Source organism: Dyella nitratireducens, from assembly GCF_014642835.1.
Classification (GTDB): domain Bacteria; phylum Pseudomonadota; class Gammaproteobacteria; order Xanthomonadales; family Rhodanobacteraceae; genus Dyella_B; species Dyella_B nitratireducens.
The window spans coordinates 225,415-245,122 of the sequence record NZ_BMJA01000003.1; the positions used below are offsets into that span (position 1 = coordinate 225,415).

General features: G+C 58.8%; 18 protein-coding genes. 5 read left to right on the top strand and 13 right to left on the bottom strand.

The genetic code is table 11. The annotated features are described in order from the left end of the window. Positions 1 to 291 precede the first annotated feature (291 nt). From IEX75_RS17040 to IEX75_RS17050, 3 genes are read right to left on the bottom strand one after another with little or no spacing between them, the layout of a single operon-like run. The gene (locus tag IEX75_RS17040) at positions 292 to 1,071 is read right to left on the bottom strand and encodes an SDR family oxidoreductase (RefSeq protein WP_188795977.1); all 780 of its coding nucleotides are present in this window, start codon (positions 1,069 to 1,071) and stop codon (positions 292 to 294) included. Positions 1,072 to 1,090: 19 nt separating this feature from the next. Next, positions 1,091 to 1,462 (bottom strand): tautomerase family protein, encoded by a 372-nt coding sequence (locus IEX75_RS17045; RefSeq protein ID WP_188795979.1) that lies wholly within the window; start codon positions 1,460 to 1,462, stop codon positions 1,091 to 1,093. 19 nt (positions 1,463 to 1,481) lie between these two features. Then, positions 1,482 to 2,726, bottom strand: a complete 1,245-nt coding sequence (locus tag IEX75_RS17050; RefSeq protein WP_188795981.1) for an MFS transporter — start codon at positions 2,724 to 2,726, stop codon at positions 1,482 to 1,484. Positions 2,727 to 3,037: 311 nt separating this feature from the next. Between IEX75_RS17050 and IEX75_RS17055 the strand changes: the two genes are divergently transcribed. Beyond that, on the top strand, positions 3,038 to 5,968 hold the full coding sequence (locus IEX75_RS17055) for a sensor histidine kinase (protein ID WP_188795983.1): 2,931 nt from the start codon (positions 3,038 to 3,040) through the stop codon (positions 5,966 to 5,968). Between the two features lie 567 nt (positions 5,969 to 6,535). Here the strand turns inward: IEX75_RS17055 and IEX75_RS17060 are convergent. Beyond that, positions 6,536 to 6,901, bottom strand: coding sequence for a nuclear transport factor 2 family protein (locus tag IEX75_RS17060; protein ID WP_188795985.1), 366 nt, complete (start codon positions 6,899 to 6,901; stop codon positions 6,536 to 6,538). 57 nt (positions 6,902 to 6,958) lie between these two features. Then, positions 6,959 to 7,396, bottom strand: coding sequence for a DoxX family protein (locus IEX75_RS17065; RefSeq protein WP_188795987.1), 438 nt, complete (start codon positions 7,394 to 7,396; stop codon positions 6,959 to 6,961). Between the two features lie 121 nt (positions 7,397 to 7,517). Between IEX75_RS17065 and IEX75_RS17070 the strand changes: the two genes are divergently transcribed. Next, on the top strand, positions 7,518 to 8,471 hold the full coding sequence (locus IEX75_RS17070) for a LysR family transcriptional regulator (RefSeq protein ID WP_188795989.1): 954 nt from the start codon (positions 7,518 to 7,520) through the stop codon (positions 8,469 to 8,471). A gap of 2 nt (positions 8,472 to 8,473) precedes the next feature. Here IEX75_RS17070 and IEX75_RS17075 read toward each other — a convergent pair whose 3' ends face one another. Genes IEX75_RS17075 through cyoA form a run of 5 tightly spaced genes read right to left on the bottom strand, consistent with a single transcriptional unit; the run spans position 8,474 to position 12,899 of the window. Then, positions 8,474 to 8,968, bottom strand: a complete 495-nt coding sequence (locus tag IEX75_RS17075; protein ID WP_229720921.1) for a hypothetical protein — start codon at positions 8,966 to 8,968, stop codon at positions 8,474 to 8,476. A gap of 38 nt (positions 8,969 to 9,006) precedes the next feature. Next, positions 9,007 to 9,396 carry a cytochrome o ubiquinol oxidase subunit IV gene (cyoD, locus tag IEX75_RS17080; RefSeq protein ID WP_188795991.1) on the bottom strand — a complete coding sequence of 130 codons (390 nt, stop codon included), beginning with the start codon at positions 9,394 to 9,396 and terminating at the stop codon, positions 9,007 to 9,009. Further along, a complete protein-coding gene (gene cyoC / locus IEX75_RS17085) occupies positions 9,393 to 10,004 on the bottom strand; it encodes a cytochrome o ubiquinol oxidase subunit III (RefSeq protein ID WP_229720922.1) in 612 nt (203 codons plus the stop codon). The genes cyoD and cyoC overlap by 4 nt, the downstream gene beginning before the upstream one ends. Positions 10,005 to 10,021: 17 nt before the next feature. Further along, positions 10,022 to 11,983 carry a cytochrome o ubiquinol oxidase subunit I gene (cyoB, locus tag IEX75_RS17090; protein ID WP_188795995.1) on the bottom strand — a complete coding sequence of 654 codons (1,962 nt, stop codon included), beginning with the start codon at positions 11,981 to 11,983 and terminating at the stop codon, positions 10,022 to 10,024. Position 11,984: 1 nt separating this feature from the next. Then, entirely contained in the window at positions 11,985 to 12,899 is a 915-nt protein-coding gene (gene cyoA / locus IEX75_RS17095) for a ubiquinol oxidase subunit II (protein ID WP_308422156.1), read from the bottom strand. Positions 12,900 to 13,517: 618 nt separating this feature from the next. Between cyoA and poxB the strand changes: the two genes are divergently transcribed. Then, positions 13,518 to 15,236: a ubiquinone-dependent pyruvate dehydrogenase gene (poxB, locus tag IEX75_RS17100; protein ID WP_188795998.1), complete on the top strand. Its 1,719-nt coding sequence runs from the start codon at positions 13,518 to 13,520 to the stop codon at positions 15,234 to 15,236. 215 nt (positions 15,237 to 15,451) lie between these two features. On the opposite strand, the gene IEX75_RS17105 is transcribed toward poxB, so the two are convergent. From IEX75_RS17105 to IEX75_RS17115, 3 genes are all read right to left on the bottom strand, one after another. Continuing rightward, a complete protein-coding gene (locus tag IEX75_RS17105) occupies positions 15,452 to 16,255 on the bottom strand; it encodes an acetoacetate decarboxylase family protein (RefSeq protein WP_188796000.1) in 804 nt (267 codons plus the stop codon). Between the two features lie 110 nt (positions 16,256 to 16,365). Then, positions 16,366 to 16,650, bottom strand: a complete 285-nt coding sequence (locus IEX75_RS17110) for a DUF2384 domain-containing protein (RefSeq protein ID WP_188796002.1) — start codon at positions 16,648 to 16,650, stop codon at positions 16,366 to 16,368. A gap of 4 nt (positions 16,651 to 16,654) precedes the next feature. Next, the gene (locus tag IEX75_RS17115; protein WP_188796005.1) at positions 16,655 to 16,918 is read right to left on the bottom strand and encodes a hypothetical protein; all 264 of its coding nucleotides are present in this window, start codon (positions 16,916 to 16,918) and stop codon (positions 16,655 to 16,657) included. 260 nt (positions 16,919 to 17,178) lie between these two features. Between IEX75_RS17115 and IEX75_RS17120 the strand changes: the two genes are divergently transcribed. Together IEX75_RS17120 and IEX75_RS17125 are read left to right on the top strand one after the other, a co-directional pair. After that, a complete protein-coding gene (locus IEX75_RS17120) occupies positions 17,179 to 17,790 on the top strand; it encodes a response regulator transcription factor (protein ID WP_229720954.1) in 612 nt (203 codons plus the stop codon). 362 nt (positions 17,791 to 18,152) lie between these two features. Continuing rightward, a complete protein-coding gene (locus IEX75_RS17125) occupies positions 18,153 to 19,697 on the top strand; it encodes a LuxR C-terminal-related transcriptional regulator (RefSeq protein WP_188796007.1) in 1,545 nt (514 codons plus the stop codon). Positions 19,698 to 19,708: the final 11 nt, after the last annotated feature.

Below are 19,708 nucleotides of genomic sequence, written 5' to 3' on the forward strand. Positions count from 1 at the left end.
TGCAAGGCAAGGTTAGCACCCTGTGTTGCCTTGGGTCCGTGGGCACGCGCAGGTTAAAAATGAATGTGTAGATGGGCGAGTAACTGGTTGAGGCTTGTTTTCACCGCAAGCTATCGTCTTGCCCAGTCGTCATTCCGGCGAAAGCCGGAATCCAGTCTAAATAGGCGTCCGAAGGACACGACATCTTTTATGTTGAGTGCTTCGCACAACATATTTGAACTGGATTCCGGCGTTCGCCGGAATGACGGTGAAGGATCTCGGCGCGAGTGGCACGCAATGTCCTATCGCCAATCAGAAAATCCCAGGATAACGCCCACCATCCATCAGCAGATTCTGCCCGGTGATATAGCCGGCATACGCACTGCAAAGAAAAGCGCACGCCGCGCCAAATTCCGCAGGATTCCCCAACCGGTTCGCAGGAATGGTTTGCCCCTGCCGTTTGACCAGCTCTTTTACCGTGATGCCAAGCTGCCTGGCCTGCGCACCGAGCAACGACTTGGTGCGCTCGGTATCGAATACGCCAGGAAGCAGGTTATTGACGGTAACGTTGCCCGCGGCAACGCTGCGTGCCACATTGCCGGAAAAACCGGTCAATCCAAGCCGCGGCCCGGTTGAAAGGCTATACCCATCCAAAGGCGCCTTCACCGCCCAACTGGTGATGTTGATGATGCGGCCGAAACCGCGCGTCATCATGCCATCCACCGTCATGCGGATAAGCTCCAGCGGCGCCAGCATGCTGTCGTTGACGGCCTTTCTCCAATCATCCAGCGAAAAACCGCGGAAATCTCCGGTAGGCGGGCCACCCGAATTGGTGATCAGGATGTCCGGTTTGTCGCATGCAGCTACCGCATCGCGGCGGCCTTGCACCGTCGTGATGTCGCAAGACACCGTCACCACGCTCGCGCCGTAACGCTCGCGTATGTCATCGGCAGCTTTTTCGAGTGTTGACGGAGTGCGTGCCAGCAAAACCAGGTTGACGCCTTCGGCGGCCAGTGCATCGGCACAGGCACGGCCAAGTCCCTGGCTGGCCCCGCAAACCAGGGCCGTTTTTCCTCTAATTCCCAAATCCATCGTGACGCTCGCTCAATTCCTACTCTGCAACCTCAGGCATGATTTGTCCCATCTCCATCGCCTGGCTGGGAGAAACCTCTTGTATCCCTATAACGATCTGATCGTCGGGCGCCCCGGTCGCCGTCTGAAACATGTTCCATAACTGAAGTAATAAACCCCTTTTGTAGTCGGCTGATCGTCCGGATCGAATCAGCAGCGTCAGTGCTGCGGCAGGCGCAGGTTCCCCGGCCGTAAAGCCATCGCCGGGCGGAAAATCCTGAAACACGACATGCACCCAGTTCGGCGGCACGCCGGCATAGTCGGCGTGAAACAAGGTCAATTGCTTTGCCAGGCGCGACTTGGCTGCCTGATCAAGCGTTCCCTTCTGCGTCACTAGCGTATAGAGAGGCATACGGATTTCCCCGCGACCTTCACGGCCGCTTCCCCGTCTCGCGCAATGCAAAGGACACCAGCAAGGCCAATGCGATCACCGCAACCCAGAACAAGGCGGAGTGGAAAAAGTGGAGCTCAGGGTTGGTGATGGGTGTGCCGATCGTTTTCCCGATATGTTTGGAAAAGACCGGGCCAAGCAACGCCGTCACGCTGAAGGTGACGAAGTTGATCGCACCCGTGGCGCTGCCTTTCACATTGTCCGGATTCACTTCCTTGATGATCGTGTAAGGAATCATCGCCGCACCGGACGCAATACCGAAAACAAGCAGCGTGAACCAGCTCGGCAGCGCACCGGGAACAAATGTCAGCTGCAAGGCACACGCAAGCATCAGGCTTATGCCGATGATCAGCGCCAATTTCCTGCGATGCAACGCATCGGCCATCCAACCGAACAACGGGCAGCCAAACACCCAGCCAAAGGGCACCATCGAGATGGCGAAGACCGCATCGTGGTAACTGAATAGCCGGTCTTCCTGGAACAGGCGAACACCCCACACCATGTCGCCAATGGTGGTGGGCGCAAAGAGTAAACCCGACACAATGCCACACAGATATGACTGCGGATTGCTCAATACGACCTTATAAGGCGCGAGGAAACTGCGTTTTTCGCCGGTTTGGGCCGCATGCTGTTCGCGTGGCGTCATGAGCATCAAGCCCACCGCGACCAGCAACACCACGATCCCCATTCCCACCCAGAATTGATGGATGTTGATGGCACCATGAATAAGCGGACCTACCGCGATTTGCCCCATGGTGCCCCCCAGCATGCCGAAGCACTGGGTGAACCCGATCGCCGTTGCCAGGCTCTTGGCAGAGAATCCGTGCGCGGCAAGATACACGGCGCCCGTAAAAGCGAATGCCGAACCCGCGCCTTGCAAGAGACGCCCGAAGCTTCCCACTGAAGCCTGAGGAACGGCAAAAAGCAGGCAGCCGATGGCAAGCAGCGCCATGCCCATCGGTACCACATAGCGCGCCCCAAAACGATCCAGCAGCACGCCTGCCACCAAACTGGTCGTGGAATAGGTGTAGTAATACACGCCGAGAATGGTGCTGACACCAAGCGCCGTGACGCCGAATGCCTGTACCAGTTCGGGAATCATCACGGCCGGCGCGGAACGCGACGCGTATTCCAGAAAATAAAACACGGCAGCGAATCCCCACGCGATGGCATAGGCGATTTCTGCTTTTCGGGGCGCTTGAATGACTGCAGCTCTGACGTTCATGGGGCACACCGTGGTCATTGGCCCAGTGGTTTCTCACTCTATCGGGCATGGCAGCGATGTTCGCCCCCCAAAAGGGTAGTAAATCGTCTTGAGCGCTGGCAGTTCTGTTCAATTTGCAGCATGGATGTCCATACCGCTTTGGGCTTATATAGAATCGCGTCTCTCGGGATAACCCCACGGATGCACATGTGATCGGCAACAAGGCCCTTTCATTGGCCACACGATTTAGCTGTCAAAGCCAGCATCTCGCCTACCTTCTCCTGGTCTTTCTTTGCTTCCCGTACGCAGCGTGGCCAGCCGAACCATCACATGTGATCGTTCCGCTGTCGTCGCAAACGCCTTATCGACTGCAGCTGAGCCAGCTCCAGCATCGGGCGTATCTATCGCGGGATGGCGCCCCCGCCGGTGGCACGGCCATCGCCCAGACAGCGGACGGCTTTTTATGGTTTGCAAGCCAGAACGGCCTGTACCGATTTGACGGCGTGCACTTCGACGGAAGCGTGACCCGCCAGCTGCCCACCACCAATATTTATTCCCTCTATGCGGAGCCGAATGGTGACTTGTGGATCGGCTATACCTTCGGCGGCGCCGGCGTACTGCACGACGGCAAGGTGTCGAACATTCCCGCTTCGGAGCTGCCCAGCGGCAGCGTCATAGGCTTTGCGCGGGCGGCGGACAAAGTGCTCTGGATTGCCACGACGCGCGGCGTTCTCAGGCAAGCAGGCTCGCACTGGAAAACGGCAGGCCCATCGCAAGGCTATCCCGGCCATCACCCGCAATGGTTTGGAACTCTAAACGGCCAGATCTATCTCTTCGATGACGATAGCGCCTACCTACTCGACCAGCACGACAACCAATTCCATCCCGTCGATTTTTTGCAAGCCAAGCATGAACTGATTGGATTTCCACCTGGCGTCACATGGAGCAAGAACAACCCTTATTGGGCAAGCCTTCGCGATCCATCCGGCGCACTGTGGGTGACCCGCGGAGACCAGGAAGGCATCGCGCGCATGCGCTGGAACGACGGCGGCAGCTCGCCCTCTTCCGAGGAGCATTTTGATCGGCGTGACGGTTTGACCGGCCAGTTCGTGTTCGGTTACTTCATGGATCGCGAATCCAACGTGTGGGTCACGACGGAAAGCGGCATCGACCGCTTTTCAATCGGTAAATTCACACCGATCCACTTTGCAGAGCCGTTTCCGAACGGCGTGATCAATATCACCGTCGCCGCCGATGCACACGGCGGCGTATGGGTAGGCAGCGCGCGCGAAGTCGCGCTGTACATCAAGGGCGACCAGCAACCCGTCCGCACCGACGGCTTCGGGCTCGGTGCGGACTGCTCGACGGTAGACAGCCGGGGCGTCGTCTGGATGCCGGGAAGAACGGATATCGAAACCTACGACGGTACACACGTCGGCCACATTCCCCCGCCGTCCGGCACCATGATCGAGGACCACGGCGAGCAAGCCGTGCAGGCCTGCCAAGGTATCGCGGAAGATGCGGCGGGCGACGTATGGATATCCTTCCTCAAAGTCGGTGTCTTCAGGCTGTCCAACGGAACGTGGACGCCCAATGGCGGACTGAAAGGGCTGCCGAAAGGACCGGCGATTCGTGTGCTTGCCGATGAGTCCGGCCGCATCTGGCTGACTTATCCCAATAACCGCATCGCTGTCGTCGATCATGACCACGTCAAGCTCTACACCACGGCCGATGGCTTGAATATTGGCAACATCCTCGCCATCGCCGTGCGCGGCACGCATGTCTGGGCCACCGGTGATCATGGCCTTGCCTATCTATCTCCGTCAGGCAACTTCATCAGCCTGCTAGGCAAAAGCGATAACCACTTTCCAGGCGCATCGGGCGTCGTCGAAACGCCAACCGGCGAACTATGGCTCAACGGGCCGGATGGCGTTTATCGGATAAGCGCCGACGAAATCGCCAAATGGCTCAAGCAACCAAACTATGCGCCCAGCTACGAGCTCTTCACGCAAGCGGATGGCATCGATGGGGTTGCCGTTCCCATTCGCCCCGGCCCGACCATGATCGAAAGCGCGGACGGACGCATCTGGGTAACGACCAAGCAGCATCTTTCCTGGATCGATCCGGCACATATCCGGCGCAATACCCTTGCACCCGACGTCATGATCGGTGCGCTGGAGGCAGGCCGTGCCAGCTGGCCGGCCTCCTCGGTGCCTTCATTACCGCCGATGACGCACGGTATCCATATCACCTATACGGCACCTGCGCTGTCCATGCCGGAACGTGTGCATTTCCGCTATCGCCTCAAAGGGGTGGACAGCGACTGGCAGGATGACGGCGGCCGGCGCGAGGCGTTCTATACCAATATGCAGCCCGGCAGCTATCACTTCGAGGTTTTCGCCGTGAACGAAGACGGCGTAGCCAGCCGGCAACCCGCGACCTTGAATTTCACGATCATGCCCGCGTTCTACCAGACGCTGTGGTTCAAGGTATTGATGGCTTGCGCTGCCGTGCTGGTGCTGTGGCTGCTCTACATGCTGCGCCTGCAATTTATCGAACGGCGCTACCGCTTGCTGATGGAAGAGCGCGTCTCCGAACGCGAACGCATCGCACGCGATCTGCATGACACTTTGCTGCAAGGCATGCAAGGCATGCTGTTGCAAGTCGGGATACTCTCCAACAGCCGCGATTTGCCGGATGCGCAACGAACCCGGATAAGCAAGATCGAAGAAAAAATGCGCAGCGTGCTGATCGAAGGGCGCGATGCCATCAACGCGCTTCGGCAAAAAGAAGCGGGGCGCGCGGACCTGCGGGAAGAACTGGAGATCATGGGGCACGATGCCGCCATGCATTCAAGTACGCATTTCTCCCTGCGCATCGACGGGGAACCACGCCCCATCGATCCCAAAGTCGGTGAGGAGACGATGGCTATCGCCAGGGAAAGCATCATCAACGCTTTCAAGCATGCCGAAGCCGAATGGGTGCGTGTGTCCGTTTACTACAAACCCGACGCGTTGATCGTGGACGTCACCGACAATGGCCTTGGCATCACCGAACAGAAAATCCAGCAGCGGCAAAAGGAGGGGCATTGGGGCGTAGCCGGCATGCGCGAACGTGCGTCGAAACTTGGCGGCCAGTTGGTCATCCGCGGTACGAATCCGCAAGGCACTACGGTTGCGTTGACCTTGCCAGCGAGTGTTGCTTATGCGGACTACTCGTCGTTCAAGCGTCGCCGGTCTCTGGGCCGGATGTTCTGGCGTTAATATCGCTTCAGAGCGAATCCCACTGCTGTCCTGGTAAGTTTCGTAGTACCTCACCGTCATTCCGGCGAAGGCCTACTGCTGTCCGGGGAAACTTCCAGCTTGCCAGATCAGCCCCCTCCCCTACGTGTAGTAGGGGAGGGTTGGGGTGGGGTGAAGCAACCTCGCGAGAGGTTCCACCATGTTAAGACGCTTGTTCCGGCGTAGCTGGAAGCGAGCTTCGCTCGCATCACCCCACCCCAGCCCTCCCCTGCACGCAGGGGAGGGAGCTGTTTCCAGCTAGCTAGTCGACGTCGCCTTGAACAAACTTTTTTAAGTCTCCTGTCGTGCGGATTCACGCGAACGTGCCGGCGACCAAGCGCATCTCATTTCTTTCGCGAATTTTCCCCGGACAGCAATGGGCGAAGGCCGGAATGACGATAAGGCAAGATTCAAGACTACGGTGAGAACAAGTTCCTTGCTGCATTCCTTTGCAAAAGCGCCTATAGAACGGCAGCTTTCTGAGCTTCAGAAAAATCTTCCTAAGACGGCAATGGGCAAAGGCCGGAATGACGGCTCGCTCCGAAAACGCTACGCCGGCACAGCATCAAGAAAGACATAAAGCGCCGCAATCTTCCCATCACGAACGATGATGACATCCAGCCCCGTATATTCGGGCTTCTCGCCACGCGGGCCGGAGCCCCAGGCAAGGCGGCCTGCATGGTGGAGGGTTTGAGGCTCGCCGTGCGGCGTATAAGCAAAGTGCGGATGCGTCGCGCGAAGATCCCCGGCGAATTTGTCGAGCGCCTCGTGTCCGACGAGTGTGCCCAGTGGCATGTAGACCACACAATCCTCGGTATAGAGTTCTTCGATGGCCTGGCGACGGCGGGTAGCGTCGCCTTCGCCGAAAACATCCTGCAGGTTGCGATAAAGCAGTTCATGGGTAAGGTCATTCACGACACGTCTCCTTAAGCGTAGTGAACGGGAGCGGCCGTTGCCGCTCCCGTCGATCGATCAAGCGCGCCGTCCATCCAGGCTGATCCGGCCGCCACCGAAGGCGACCACGTGCAGCAAGCCGCCGGCCATCGCGACGTTCTTGAAGAAGTGGATGAACTGGTTCTGGTCGGCGAAGTTGTGGTGGAAGAACGCCGCCGTCACCAGCGCGAACACGAACAGCACGCTCGCAACGATTCGCGTGCGGTAGCCAAGCAGCAGCGTGATGCCGCCGACGACTTCGACCAGCACGGAGATGCCGAATGCGACCTGTGGCAACGGCAGCCCCACCGATTGGATGTAACCGATGGTCATCGCCGGTGCCGCGATTTTCGAAAGTCCGGCGAGGATGAAGATGGCACTGATCATCACGCGGCCGATGGCCGGAACGATCGTGGTAAGGGCGTCAGGAACAGTCGCGGGAACGACCGCGGCGCTGGCGTAGGTTTGGTTGCTCATGGCGTATGTCCTCATTTAGGTAGGTCCCGGCAGGGACGATTGAGTTGCTGCAGGACAAATCTACGGCGGCGTGCTAGTTTTCGAAATAGAAATGACTGAAAACCATCGTTGCAAAATTGCCATGTCAAAGTTGCCGGATTTCGAAGGGCTCGCGATGTTCGCGAAAGTCGCCGAGGAAGGTTCATTCGCTGGCGCCGCAACCGCCATGGGCGTGTCGGTCGCCACGGTTTCCCGGGCCGTTACCCGCCTGGAGGAGCGGCTGGGAGGCCGGCTGTTCAACCGTACGTCCAGGCGGCTGGCGCTCACCGACTACGGTCACTCGCTCGCCGAGCGCGCGGCAAAAATCTATGCCGAAGCCGAAGAAGCCGAGGATGTCGCACGTGAGACCTCAAGTCGGCCGCGCGGCCTGGTCAAGCTTGCCGCGCCGCTCTCTTTCGGCACGCGCTGGGTCGCTCCGCTATTGCCCGAGTTCTTCCAAACCTATCCGGATATTTCCGTCGAACTTCATCTCACGGATGCCCACGCCGACCTGATCGGCGAGGGCTTCGACGCCGCGCTGCGCATCGCCGTGATGGAAGACTCCTCGCTCGTCGCACGCCTGATCGCACCCGTGCGCCGGTTCGTGGTGGCGTCGCCGGCCTACCTGTCTCGCCACGGCAGGCCCAAGCATCCGCATGATCTCGGTGCCCATCAGTGTCTTACCTACGCCAACCGCAGCAAGCGCGACGTTTGGCGTTTTACCCACAAAAACGGCGAGGAATGCAGCATGACGCCGAGCGGATTGTTGCGCGGAACGAGCGTGGATGCGCTGCTGCCCACGGTGCTTGCGGGACTTGCGCTCACCGAACTGCCGGAGTTCGTTGCCACGCAGTACTTCGCGGACAAACAGCTTGAGCCCATTTTGACGGACTGGCGATTGCCCGAAGGCGGCCTGTACTTCGTCACCCCCACCACGCGCGCGCGGCCTGCGAAAGTCAGCGCATTGGCTGACTTTTTCATCAACAGACTCACTGTGGCTGAATGGCGTGCGCCGAAGCTTGCGGCAGGAAAAACACCGGCTCGCCGCAAACGATGACCTCACGTATCGCCGGTTTCCAGGCCGGATACTGCGTGATTGCGGCGACCGAATGGATCCCACATCACGTCAGCCAGTTCAGCCCGGCATGCTTCGCCAAAATCACGCAGGAAATCCATGCCGCCCTGCTCCGCAAAAAGCTTGAGCTCGTGCAGCGTCTTGTTCGGCTTGAGGTATGTGTCGACGATGGTATCCATGGCGCGCTCCGCCGCCACCAACACGCTGGGCGAGGATGTTAGACGTATGCGCGTCACCAGGGCATACAATTTCACCAGCTGCGTGACGTCGTCCTTGCCGGTGACCAAGGCATCGCCATAGAGCCTTGAGGCTTCGGCAATGAAGGCATTGAAAAGCGTCTCGCGGCGTTTCCGCTCCGCCTCGCGGTATTGCGCCAGCAGCTGCGTGCGCTGCGTGATCCAGGATGTCGCAAACGAGGTCAGGCCACCGATGCCGGCACCGGTGAGGCCCGCCAGGGCAGAGATGTAAGCCGTATTCATGCTGCCGTCCGTGCATCACTCAGCCATCCACCCATACATCATCGCTGCATGTTCATCAGGTGATCCATCGGCGCCATGTTGGCCGCCAGATGCGACATGATCCACAACGATCCAATCACGACGATGGCAATGATCAGCATGGTGGCACCAAACGCCATGACGTTCGTTTTCTGCTCCGGCGCCGTATTGATGTGCAGAAAGAAAATCAGGTGCACGATCATCTGGGCAATGGCCAATACGACAAGCGCCGCCTCGATGCTGAAAGGCGCCATGTGCTTCGAAGGGGCGATGGCAAACGCCGCCACGGTCAGGAGGATCGCCACCCCATAACCGATGACGTAGCCAAGCCATGAACCATGATGGCCATGTGCTTGAAGGCTCGGGGTACTACGGTTTGCGCGACGCGGATCATGCAACGGGTTCGTCATAGGTAGCCTCCGATCAGATACACAAAGGTGAAGATCCCGATCCACACCACGTCGAGCACATGCCAGAACAGGCTGAAACACAGAAAGCGCCGCATCATCGCGGGCGTGAAGCCACGGCCGAGAAACTGGACCAGCAACACGGCCAGCCACAGCAAGCCGCAGGTCACGTGGATGCCGTGCGTGCTGACCAAGGTGAAAAACGACGATAGAAAAGCGCTGCGATCCGGCCCTGCCCCTCTGGCGACCAGGTCGGAGAACTCGCGTATCTCCAGCGTGAGAAACATCACACCCAGAACGGCAGTTATCAGAAAGCCGACCAGCGTCATGAAGCGGTTACGCCGATCGCAGGCCAGCATGGCGATGCCGCAGGTGAAGCTGCTGGTCAGCAGGCATGCGGTTTCAATAAAAGCGTTTCGTGCGCTGAAAAGCGCATGGCCGTCAGGCCCGCCGTCGGTCGCGCCACGCAACACCGCAAAGGCGGCAAACAGCGCGGCAAACAGGATGCCGTCACTGAGCAGGTAGACGTAGAAGCCGAAACCCGTCACATGCTGGCGAGTTGGCAGCGCTTCGCTTTCTTCGGGGTAGGAGCCTGCGATGGCCGCATCCACAGAGATATCCTCTTCCATTAACCGGCGTGAATCGTGACGCGCTCAAGGCGGTCGATGTCGTAAGGCGTCAGCTCGTATTCGTCGTCCTCATCCCACGAATACCAGCCGAGCAATGCAACGATGGCAAGCAGTGACAGAACGCCCATCCAGAAGATGTGCCAGATCATCCCGAACCCGCCGAGCACCGCAAAGAAACTGATCGCGAAGCCAAGCCATGAGTTCTTTGGCATCTCGATCGATTCGTAAGCCTGCTCGGCCGGCTCGGCGACCTCCTGCTTCGCCTCCCAGAACGCATCCACCGTGTCTGCTTTTGGAAGCAGCGCAAAGTTGTAGGCGGGCGGCGGTGAGGTGGTAGACCATTCCAGCGTGCGGCCGTCCCAGGGATCACGCGCATTCGTGCGCAGCTGATCGCGTTTGCGGATGCTCCACACCAGCTGCGCGATTTGCAAAAGTATGCCGATCAGAATGCACACCGCGCCGCATTCGGCTACCAACAGGTAAGGCAGCCAGGCCGGATCGTCGTAGTGGTTCATGCGCCGCGTCATGCCCATGAAGCCGAGCACATAGAGCGGCATGAACGCCAGATAGAAACCCACCAGCCAGAACCAGAACGCCGCCTTGCCCAGCCCTTCGTGCAGCCGGAAGCCAAACGCCTTGGGAAACCAGTAAGTCAGGCCGGCAAAGCAACCGAACACCACGCCGCCAATGATCACGTTGTGGAAATGCGCGATAAGGAACAGGCTATTGTGCAAAACGAAGTCGGCCGGCGGCACCGCCAGCAACACGCCGGTCATGCCGCCGATGGTGAAGGTCACCATGAAGCCGATCGTCCACAACACCGGCGAGGTGAAACGGACGCGTCCGCCATACATGGTGAACAGCCAGTTGAAGATCTTCACGCCCGTGGGTATCGCTATCACCATGGTCGTGATGCCGAAGAAGCCATTCACATCGGCGCCCGATCCCATCGTAAAGAAGTGATGCAGCCACGTCGTAAAGGCCAGCAACGTAATCACCATCGTGGCCACCACCATCGACCGGTAGCCGAACAACGGCTTGCGCGAAAAGGTGGCAATCACTTCGGAGAAAATACCGAAGGCCGGAAGAATCAGGATGTAAACCTCCGGATGCCCCCAGGTCCAGATCAGGTTGATGTACATCATGGGATTGCCGCCACCATCGTTGGTGAAGAAATGCATCCCCAGATAACGATCCGCCAGCAGCATGGCGAAGGTGGCAGTCAAGATGGGAAAAGCCGCGATGATCAACATGTTCGCGGCCAGCGCGGTCCACGTGAATACCGGCATCCTGGACAACGTCATCCCGGGTGCGCGCAGCTTCAAGATAGTCGTCACGAGATTCACGCCGGATAGCAGTGTGCCGACACCTGAAATCTGCAGGGACCACAAGTAATAATCAACGCCGACGCCCGGACTGAACGGAAGCTCGGAAAGCGGCGGATAAGCCAGCCAGCCGGTGCGGGCGAACTCGCCCACTCCCAACGAGATATTGATCAGCAGCGCGCCGGCGGCCGTCAGCCAGAAACTGATCGAATTGAGCACCGGAAAGGCGACGTCCCGTGCGCCGATCTGCAGCGGCATGACGAAGTTCATCAGTCCCACCACGAACGGCATGGCCATGAAGAAAATCATGATGGTGCCGTGCGCCGAGAAAATCTGGTCGTAGTGTTCGGGCGGCAGAAAGCCCTGCGCATTGGCGCTGGCCAACGCCTGCTGGGAACGCATCATGATCGCATCGCTGAAGCCGCGCAGCAGCATCACCGCCGCCAGCAAGATGTACATGATGCCGATGCGCTTGTGATCAACGGTCGTAAGCCATTCCGTCCATAGCCACGCCCACCTGCGCTTGTACGTGATCAGGCCCAGAATCGCCAGGATGCCGATGATGATCGCCAGGCAAGTGCCCATGATGATCGGCTGGTCGAACGGAATGGCCTGCAGCGTGAGTTTCCCGAACATATCAGCGCTCCGTGGGGCCTGCGGTAAGCGTCACGCCGGCCTGCGCCGGTGACGCAGTGACTGCAACGGGTCGTCTGGTTGCGCTGTCGATCGCGTGGGTAAACAGGTCTTGTGCGATCGAAGCGTAATAAACGACGTTTCCCGTACGGTGCCTGGCAACGAGCTGGTTGTAGGTGGCGTCATCCAGGGCCGCACCTTGCGCCTTGACGTGATCGAGCCAGGCGTTGAACGCCTTGTCATCCGTGGCCAGCACCTGAAAGTGCATGTCGGAGAATCCATCGCCACTGAATTGCGCCGACAATCCGCGGTAATTTCCCGGCTCATCCGCCAGCAACGACAGCTTCGTCTCCATGCCGGGCATGGCGTAAATCTGGCCGCCGAGTTGCGGCACGAAGAATGAATTCATCACGGTTGCCGACGTAAGCCGCAAGGAAATCGGCGTACCGACAGGAATGGCCAGCTCGTTGACGCTGGCAACGCCCTGGTCGGGATAGATGAAGAGCCAGCGCCAGTCCATCGCCACCACGTCCACCGTCATCGGCTTCCGGTTCGAGGCCAGCGGTTTATAGGGATCGTTCTGATGTGCGCCTACCCAGGCGAGACTGCCAAGAAACAGGATGACCAGCAGGGGAATCATCCATATGGAAAATTCCACATAACCGGAATACTCCCAACGCGGCTTGTACTTCGCACGCGCATTGCCGGCGCGAAACCACCAAGCGAACCACAGCGTCAGCAGGATGATGGGCGTAATGACCATCAACATGGGGATGAGCGCCTCCAGGAGCAGTTGCTTTTCTTCTGCTCCAACCGGTCCTTTAGGGACCAACACGCCTTCATGACAGGCCGCAAGCCATACGCACGACATGGCTGCGCCTACTCTGAGTATGGTTTTTGACGCATTTGGCAACGGCATGCTCGGTCTCCGACACACGATCCCATCTCCGCATACCGACACGTTGGCCTCACCGAACTTGGCAGCTTCGGAGAACGGAGGCGTCGCAACGGATTTCGCGTGAAGGCTGTCGCCGTGCCACGCGATCGTTATGGGTGGATGAACGATAGGTGGCCGTGTCCGAATGATCTTGGACGAAAACGTTCGGCAAGGAACGGATACGACACCGCGCCCGAGGTTTCTGTACGTTTTCACTCGATGGTCTCAATGAAATCATTCGGCTAACCCTGATCATCGAAATTACCGAATCGTCATTCCGGCGAAGGCCGGAATCCATCGCCAGTGCGAAGCATGGATTCCGGCCTTCGCCGGAATGACAACAAGGAAAAACTGGAGCTTTTAGCGGTGGATAGCTCACTTTCGATCCGCTCAAAAATGCTGGAAAACTTCAGACATCGAACCCTCAATTAACCAGCGCCACACATGATGTCTTGATGACACCGGTGTGTTTGATCCATAGCCCGTCAAATGCGTACAAGCCGGCAGCGCCCCGTGGCGCTAACGTCTATGTGCTCATCGGTATTGCCTTGAACGCCGATTTGCCGCGCCCGCAACTTGCCACCCAGGGAGACCTCTACCATGGCCATGTCATCCGCCGAATACGTCGCCAAAGTTTTCCAGCAGGCAGGCATCAAGCACGTGTATGGCGTTGTCGGTGATTCGCTCAATGGCATGACCGACGCTTTCCGCCGCAACGCGATCGAATGGCTGCATGTGCGCCACGAGGAAGCCGCAGCCTTTGCCGCCGGTGCCGAAGCGCACCTGACCGGCGAACTGGCGGTCTGCGCCGGCAGCTGCGGCCCCGGCAATCTTCATCTCATCAACGGCTTGTTCGACTGCCATCGCAGTGGCGTGCCGGTGTTGGCGATTGCCTCGCATATTCCCAGCAGCGAAATCGGCATCGATTACTTCCAGGCCACGCATCCGGAGATTCTGTTCAAGGAATGCAGCCACTATGCGGAACTTGTCTCCAACCCGCAGCAGCTTCCGCAGATACTGGGCCGCGCCATGCGCGCGGCGGTTGCACGACGCGGCGTGGCTGTCGTGGTTATTCCAGGAGACGTGTCGTTGCGGGAGGCCGTCGCCGAAGCGCCTCGCTGGGTGCTGCCGACCAAACCGATTCTGCATCCGTCGCTGAAAGATCTGAAGCGGCTTACCGGTCTGCTCAAGGACGCCACGCGCGTCACCATCTTCTGCGGCGCCGGCTGCGCTGGCGCGCACGACGAAGTCGTGGAACTGGCGCGACGTCTCAAGGCGCCGATCGTGCATACGCTGCGTGGCAAGGAATACATGGAATATGACAATCCTTATGATGTCGGCATGACCGGATTGGTCGGCTTTTCATCGGGCTATGCCGCCATGAAGGATTGCGACACGCTGCTGTTGCTTGGCACCGACTTCCCTTACCGCCAATTTTTTCCCAAGAACGCCAAGGTTGCGCAGATCGATGTGCGCCCCGAAGCACTCGGCAACCGCTGCCCACTCGACCTTGGCTTGATCGGCGACGTGCGCGAAACACTGCAGATGCTGCTTCCATCTATCCCGGAGAAGATGGATTCCAGCCATCTCGATGCTTCGCTCGCGCATTACAAGGAGGCACGCAAAGGCCTCGACGAACTGGCCGATCCGCGGCGTGGCAGCGACATCATCCATCCCCAGTACGTGACGAAGCTGGTCAGTGAATTGGCGACGGAGGATGCCATCTTTACCTGCGATGTCGGCTCGCCGATCTTGTGGACGGCGCGCTACCTCAAGGTCAACGGCAAGCGCCGCATCGTCGGCTCGTTCAATCACGGTTCCATGGCCAACGCCATGCTGCATGCCATCGGCGCCCAGGTCGCCTGCCCTGACCGCCAGGTGATCTCGATGTCCGGCGACGGTGGCTTCGCGATGATGATGGGTGATTTTCTGTCACTGACGCAGCTGGATCTGCCCGTCAAAATCGTGCTGTTGAACAACGGCACGCTGGGCTTTGTCGAGATGGAAATGAAGGCCAACGGCTTTCTCGATACCGGCTGCGACCTGGTCAACCCCAACTTTGCGCAAATGGCCAATGCCGTCGGTGTGAAAGGGATTCGTGTGGAACGCGCCGAGGATCTTCATGCAGCGCTGGTCGAAGCGTTTTCGCATAAAGGCCCTGCCCTGGTCGATGTGGTCAGTGCACGGCAGGAATTGGCGATGCCGCCGAAGACGACATTCGATGAGGCTTACAAGTTTGGGTTGTTCATGATCAAGGCGGTGTTGGATGGGCGTGGTAGCCAATTGGTGGATTTGGCGAAGGTGAATTTGTTGCGGTGATGGCGTAGCGCTAACGATTGCATCGCCGCCACCATAAAGCCCCCCATTTGCCACGTCGTCATTCCGGCGAAGGCCGGAATCCACGCTTCGTACTGGCGATGGATTCCGGCCTTCGCCGGAATGACGGTGAGGTGCTACGAAACTTCCCGGGACAGCAGCGGGCGAAAGCCAGCATGACTGAGATTCGATCCTTGTGAAGCGGATCATCCAGTACCTTACTTCACAGAATGATCCACCAACGTCTTCAGATCCGTCACGTCATACGACACCGACATGCGATACCCATTACCGCAACGCACCGGTGCAAGATCCGACAGTTCCTCGCCTTCGCACTCCGGCAACGTCAACTCGCCCTTCCCCATCCATGCATCAGCCACCGTGAAGTTGTCCATCACGGACTCCACCAGCTCATGCACGGCCGGACGCTCCCATTGCCCCGCTGCCAGTCGAGGAAAGTGACGCATGTTGATCGTGGGACGCGAAGCCAGCGCAGCGAGATCCGTCACGGCTTTTTCGAGCGTCACGATGCCCCGCGCAATCCTCTGTCCACTGGTCGATGCGCTCGCGCCAAATCGGCCTCCGGGCGCAAGCTTGGGTGATGCGGGGCCACTCGCAGCAAACAGGCGCGTCTGGAAAACCGAACCAAGCCGCTTGGGGAAGCCCTGCGCCCAGCCACGCGCGACCGCCGCATCGTTGTCGACGAAGATATAGGGGCAATACGCAACCGGCTTGCCGTTGAATGACGCATCCACGAGTATGAAAAATTCCCGGTACTGATAACGCGCCGGATTGAGAAACTCATCGTGCTCGCCGGTGAATTGCCAATCGATGAAATACGCCTGTGCATGTCCTTCCGCCTTGGCATCGGCCTGTAACTCCTCAGGCAGAAGCGAGGTGACGGCTTCGGGACGCGCCCAAAAATCGATGACGAGAAAGTCGCCGGCATAGTGCCAAGGCGGTGACGGGGAGATGCTGGAGAGCCCGCGAGGCGTAAGGGGGGCGAAAAAACGGCTTTTCATGTGGCCCTTCCCGGATGAATGTCGAACGAACTATGACATTCGTGGTTCGGGCGATCTTGGATAAACGTGACGGCAAAGGCCGGAAACCTACGCCACGCTGTTCGCGCAGATCAAAGCTCCGGCGTTCCGCACAAGCCTTGCACGACGTCCCAAAGACGGTCTTCCTCGCCATCGGCGATAACCTGGTATGCATTTCGTCCATCCAGGTCCCGATGGCGCGTGCACATCCACCGCACGGCGCGTGTCCTGTCGCCCAGGCCAATGACCAACATGCTGGATAAATTGCCCAGCCGCTCTTCCAGCACAGAAAATGCAGCCAGCGCGATTTGTTCGTGCGTCGCGTGGATCTCTTCCAGCCGCACCACCATATCCTTGAACGGGTCTATGTTACGCATACCTTCAATGGCGCTCCCCGCGCAGGATGGAACGTAGAAAACCGATCACCAGGTCTGCACTACCCTGCCTGACAAGCTGCTGCGCAGTCATGTCGCCAAGTTCCCGGATACACACCGATCGGTACCACTCCCTGACGCGCGACGGATCGCCCTCTATCGCCGAGGCCAATTGCGAGATATGGAGAAAGGCGATATCGACTGCTTGATTCAGGACCGAGGCGCCCACCTTGCGTGACGGCCATGACGCCACACTGCCTTCGATAGTCATGGTTGCGGCCCCTCATTAAACGTACGCGGACCTTACGCTACGCCTGGCAGCCGATGGTTTTCTTGCAAATTTTTGCGCGCAGATGTGCTTTTCGCATGCACGTGGAAGGGCTCCCGAATTACCCTTTCGAGCATTGAAGTCACCGTTTGCGCAGCGCATAGTCCCCATCGACCAGGGTCTGTCATGACCTATCAAGATATTGTTTTTAATAAATATTCTTCCAGGTGGATGGTTTGAACGAGAAAAAGGAAAGGTATGGAATTCTCGTCGTGGATGACCATCCGGTCATGCGCGATGGGCTGCGCGCGGTCATTGAACAAGAGCCGGATATGGAGGTGGTTGGCGAGGCGGCCGATGGCCGGGAAGCGATCGAGCAATTCCACAAGCTGCTACCCGACATCATGCTGATCGATCTGCAGATGCCGGATGTCGACGGCCTGCAAGCCATCACGACCATCCGCAGCGAATTTCCCGACGCCACCATCATCGTGCTCACTACGTTTCCCGGCGACGCGCGGGTGGTACGTGCCTTTACGCTTGGCGCGACGTCTTATCTGCTCAAGACGGCGCGCCGCGATGAAATCATCAAGGCGGTTCGCAGTGCGCTTTGCGGGCGTCACACCATGGCGCCCGAAGTCGCCCAGGAGATCGCCAGCCATACCGGGCAGGAAGGACTGACGGAACGCGAAGTCGGCGTGTTGAAGCTGGTGGCCGAAGGCCACAGCAATCGTGCCATCGCCACGGCCCTGTGCATTTCGGAAGACACCGTCAAGGCGCGCATGAAAAGCATCATGAGCAAACTGGGCGCCGAGGACCGCACGCACGCCGTGATGATTGCGATCCGTCGCGGCTTCATGGAATCACAACCGTAAAGCGTTCCACGAAACGTGGGCGCTTGATCAAAAGTACCTAATCAGGGGGACATCCCACCGGAGTAAAAACGGTGATGATTACCGCTGCACCCGTTTCATTCCGCGCCCTGCCGCTGGTTCACCAAAAAACCAAAAGAAGACCAAGCCAAAACCTGAATTTCACGACAAGGCGCGTCATCTCGCCTAATGTCCTGCATAAAAAGACGCATCACACGCTGGACGATTCAATGGTCTGCTAGGTGAATTAGGTGATGAGTACTTTTGGCGCTGGGCGTGTAGCAGCAATCACCCCGACAGCGTACGCAGCTGAAGCAGGACGGGTCCCGCTTCAGCTTCCTTCACGGCGGTCGGAGGGCGGATGCATGAATCTCTTTCCTGTTGCACACAGCGCGACCGCGCCTGCCCATCTGGGATGGGTGCAGGATTGGCACGACTTCGACAATCCTGATGAGGCGCTCAGAAATCTGCTGGATGCTGCCTGGTATGCCGTGAGCACGATGAATGGAACCGACGCGGTCGCAGTCACGACCATGCTGCGTCATGCCTATCTGCAACAACATCGTTTCAGCTTCTACTTTCCGCATGATGAAGTCGAAACGCTGCTGGCCATCGGAAGCCTCTGGCAAGACGATATCGATGAAGCCATGCGTCGCGTTCAATCGGTGTCGGCACGCGGTACCGGCGCGCGGTACCGGTCCATGCTTGAAGTCGTGAAGAAATTTTGTCTTTGGCGGGCGCGCGACTTCATGCCGTTCTATGAGCTGTCGTGGGGCAAAGCGCCGCGCAGCCATGCCATGTCGCTGCTGACGGCCATCGTCAACCTATCCATCGAGGCCACGGCGGAAGCCGAGCAGCTTCGATTCAAGCTGGCCGAACGTCTGGCCCGGGACGCCTTGCTCTTGTGCCACAAGTCGACCACGGCAAATACGTACGCATCGCTGCTTCCCACCGCTGTACTGGCGCAGTTGCACTACGAAGCCGGCGCCGTGGACGAGGCCGATACGCTGCTGCGAGGACGGCTCACGGCCATCGAAGAGAGCGGCGCGATCGAGAGTGCACTCATCGCCTACGTGCTTTCCGCAAAAATTGCCGCCGCACGAGGCAGCCAGAACATGGCATTGCTGCTCCTGCACCGTGGCGAAGAAATAGGTAGGGAACGCCGCTGGCCCAGGCTGGTGCTTCGCTGCAAGGCGGAAGAAGTGGCGTTGCGCCTTCAAGACGAACGTGTCGATCTTGCCGAGGCAGCCCTGCAACACCTGTATCTTTATTTGGGCAGCGTCGATGCAAAGATTCGTCCCAAGGACATCGAAGCGTGGCCTTTGCAAATGGCCCGGCTTCGCCTGCAACTGGCGAACGGGCCTGGTCCGGGTACGGCCCGCTCGCTTGAAGATCTGCGCAACGCGGCGCTGGACCGCAATCACCCTGCGCTGGTGGTCAAGCTGACCATTCTGCTTTCAAGTGCGCTCCATGCCATCGGCGAGACGGCGCGCGCCCACGAAGAATTGCTTGCCGCCTTGCATCAGGGCGCCAGCGCCGGGCTTTTCCGCAGTTTCCTGGATGACATGCCGTTGATCGAAACGCCTCTCAAGCAGCTTTGGCGATCCTCCGAGGCGGGGAAGCTCGGTCATCTAGGTCCTTACGTCGGACGCCTGCTCACGGCGCCGGAAGTACGTGTTCCCGCCCGCAAGAAATTCAGAATCAACCACCGCCTGGTGGAATCCCTAAGTACGCGCGAGGCGATTATCCTACGGTTGATGAGCTTAGGCTTATCCAACAAATTGATCGCTCGCGAATTGCAGATCACGCCGGAGACCGTGAAGTCGCATGCCAAGCACATCTTCATCAAGCTGTCGTCCAAGAACCGCGCCGAGGCCGTCTCCCGCGCAACCGAATTGGGGCTCATTTGAAAGCACGGTGA

Excerpts from the sequence above, each read along its gene's own strand:
- IEX75_RS17125 (WP_188796007.1), top strand. The coding sequence starts at position 18,153 with ATGAATCTCTTTCCTGTTGCACACAGCGCGACCGCGCCTGCCCATCTG.
- cyoD (WP_188795991.1), bottom strand. The coding sequence starts at position 9,396 with ATGACGAACCCGTTGCATGATCCGCGTCGCGCAAACCGTAGTACCCCG.
- IEX75_RS17065 (WP_188795987.1), bottom strand. The coding sequence starts at position 7,396 with ATGAGCAACCAAACCTACGCCAGCGCCGCGGTCGTTCCCGCGACTGTT.
- IEX75_RS17075 (WP_229720921.1), bottom strand. The coding sequence starts at position 8,968 with ATGAATACGGCTTACATCTCTGCCCTGGCGGGCCTCACCGGTGCCGGC.
- IEX75_RS17110 (WP_188796002.1), bottom strand. The coding sequence starts at position 16,650 with ATGCGTAACATAGACCCGTTCAAGGATATGGTGGTGCGGCTGGAAGAG.
- IEX75_RS17105 (WP_188796000.1), bottom strand. The coding sequence starts at position 16,255 with ATGAAAAGCCGTTTTTTCGCCCCCCTTACGCCTCGCGGGCTCTCCAGC.
- IEX75_RS17050 (WP_188795981.1), bottom strand. The coding sequence starts at position 2,726 with ATGAACGTCAGAGCTGCAGTCATTCAAGCGCCCCGAAAAGCAGAAATC.
- cyoB (WP_188795995.1), bottom strand. The coding sequence starts at position 11,983 with ATGTTCGGGAAACTCACGCTGCAGGCCATTCCGTTCGACCAGCCGATC.
- IEX75_RS17070 (WP_188795989.1), top strand. The coding sequence starts at position 7,518 with ATGTCAAAGTTGCCGGATTTCGAAGGGCTCGCGATGTTCGCGAAAGTC.
- IEX75_RS17045 (WP_188795979.1), bottom strand. The coding sequence starts at position 1,462 with ATGCCTCTCTATACGCTAGTGACGCAGAAGGGAACGCTTGATCAGGCA.
- poxB (WP_188795998.1), top strand. The coding sequence starts at position 13,518 with ATGGCCATGTCATCCGCCGAATACGTCGCCAAAGTTTTCCAGCAGGCA.
- IEX75_RS17040 (WP_188795977.1), bottom strand. The coding sequence starts at position 1,071 with ATGGATTTGGGAATTAGAGGAAAAACGGCCCTGGTTTGCGGGGCCAGC.
- IEX75_RS17115 (WP_188796005.1), bottom strand. The coding sequence starts at position 16,918 with ATGACTATCGAAGGCAGTGTGGCGTCATGGCCGTCACGCAAGGTGGGC.
- cyoA (WP_308422156.1), bottom strand. The coding sequence starts at position 12,899 with ATGCCGTTGCCAAATGCGTCAAAAACCATACTCAGAGTAGGCGCAGCC.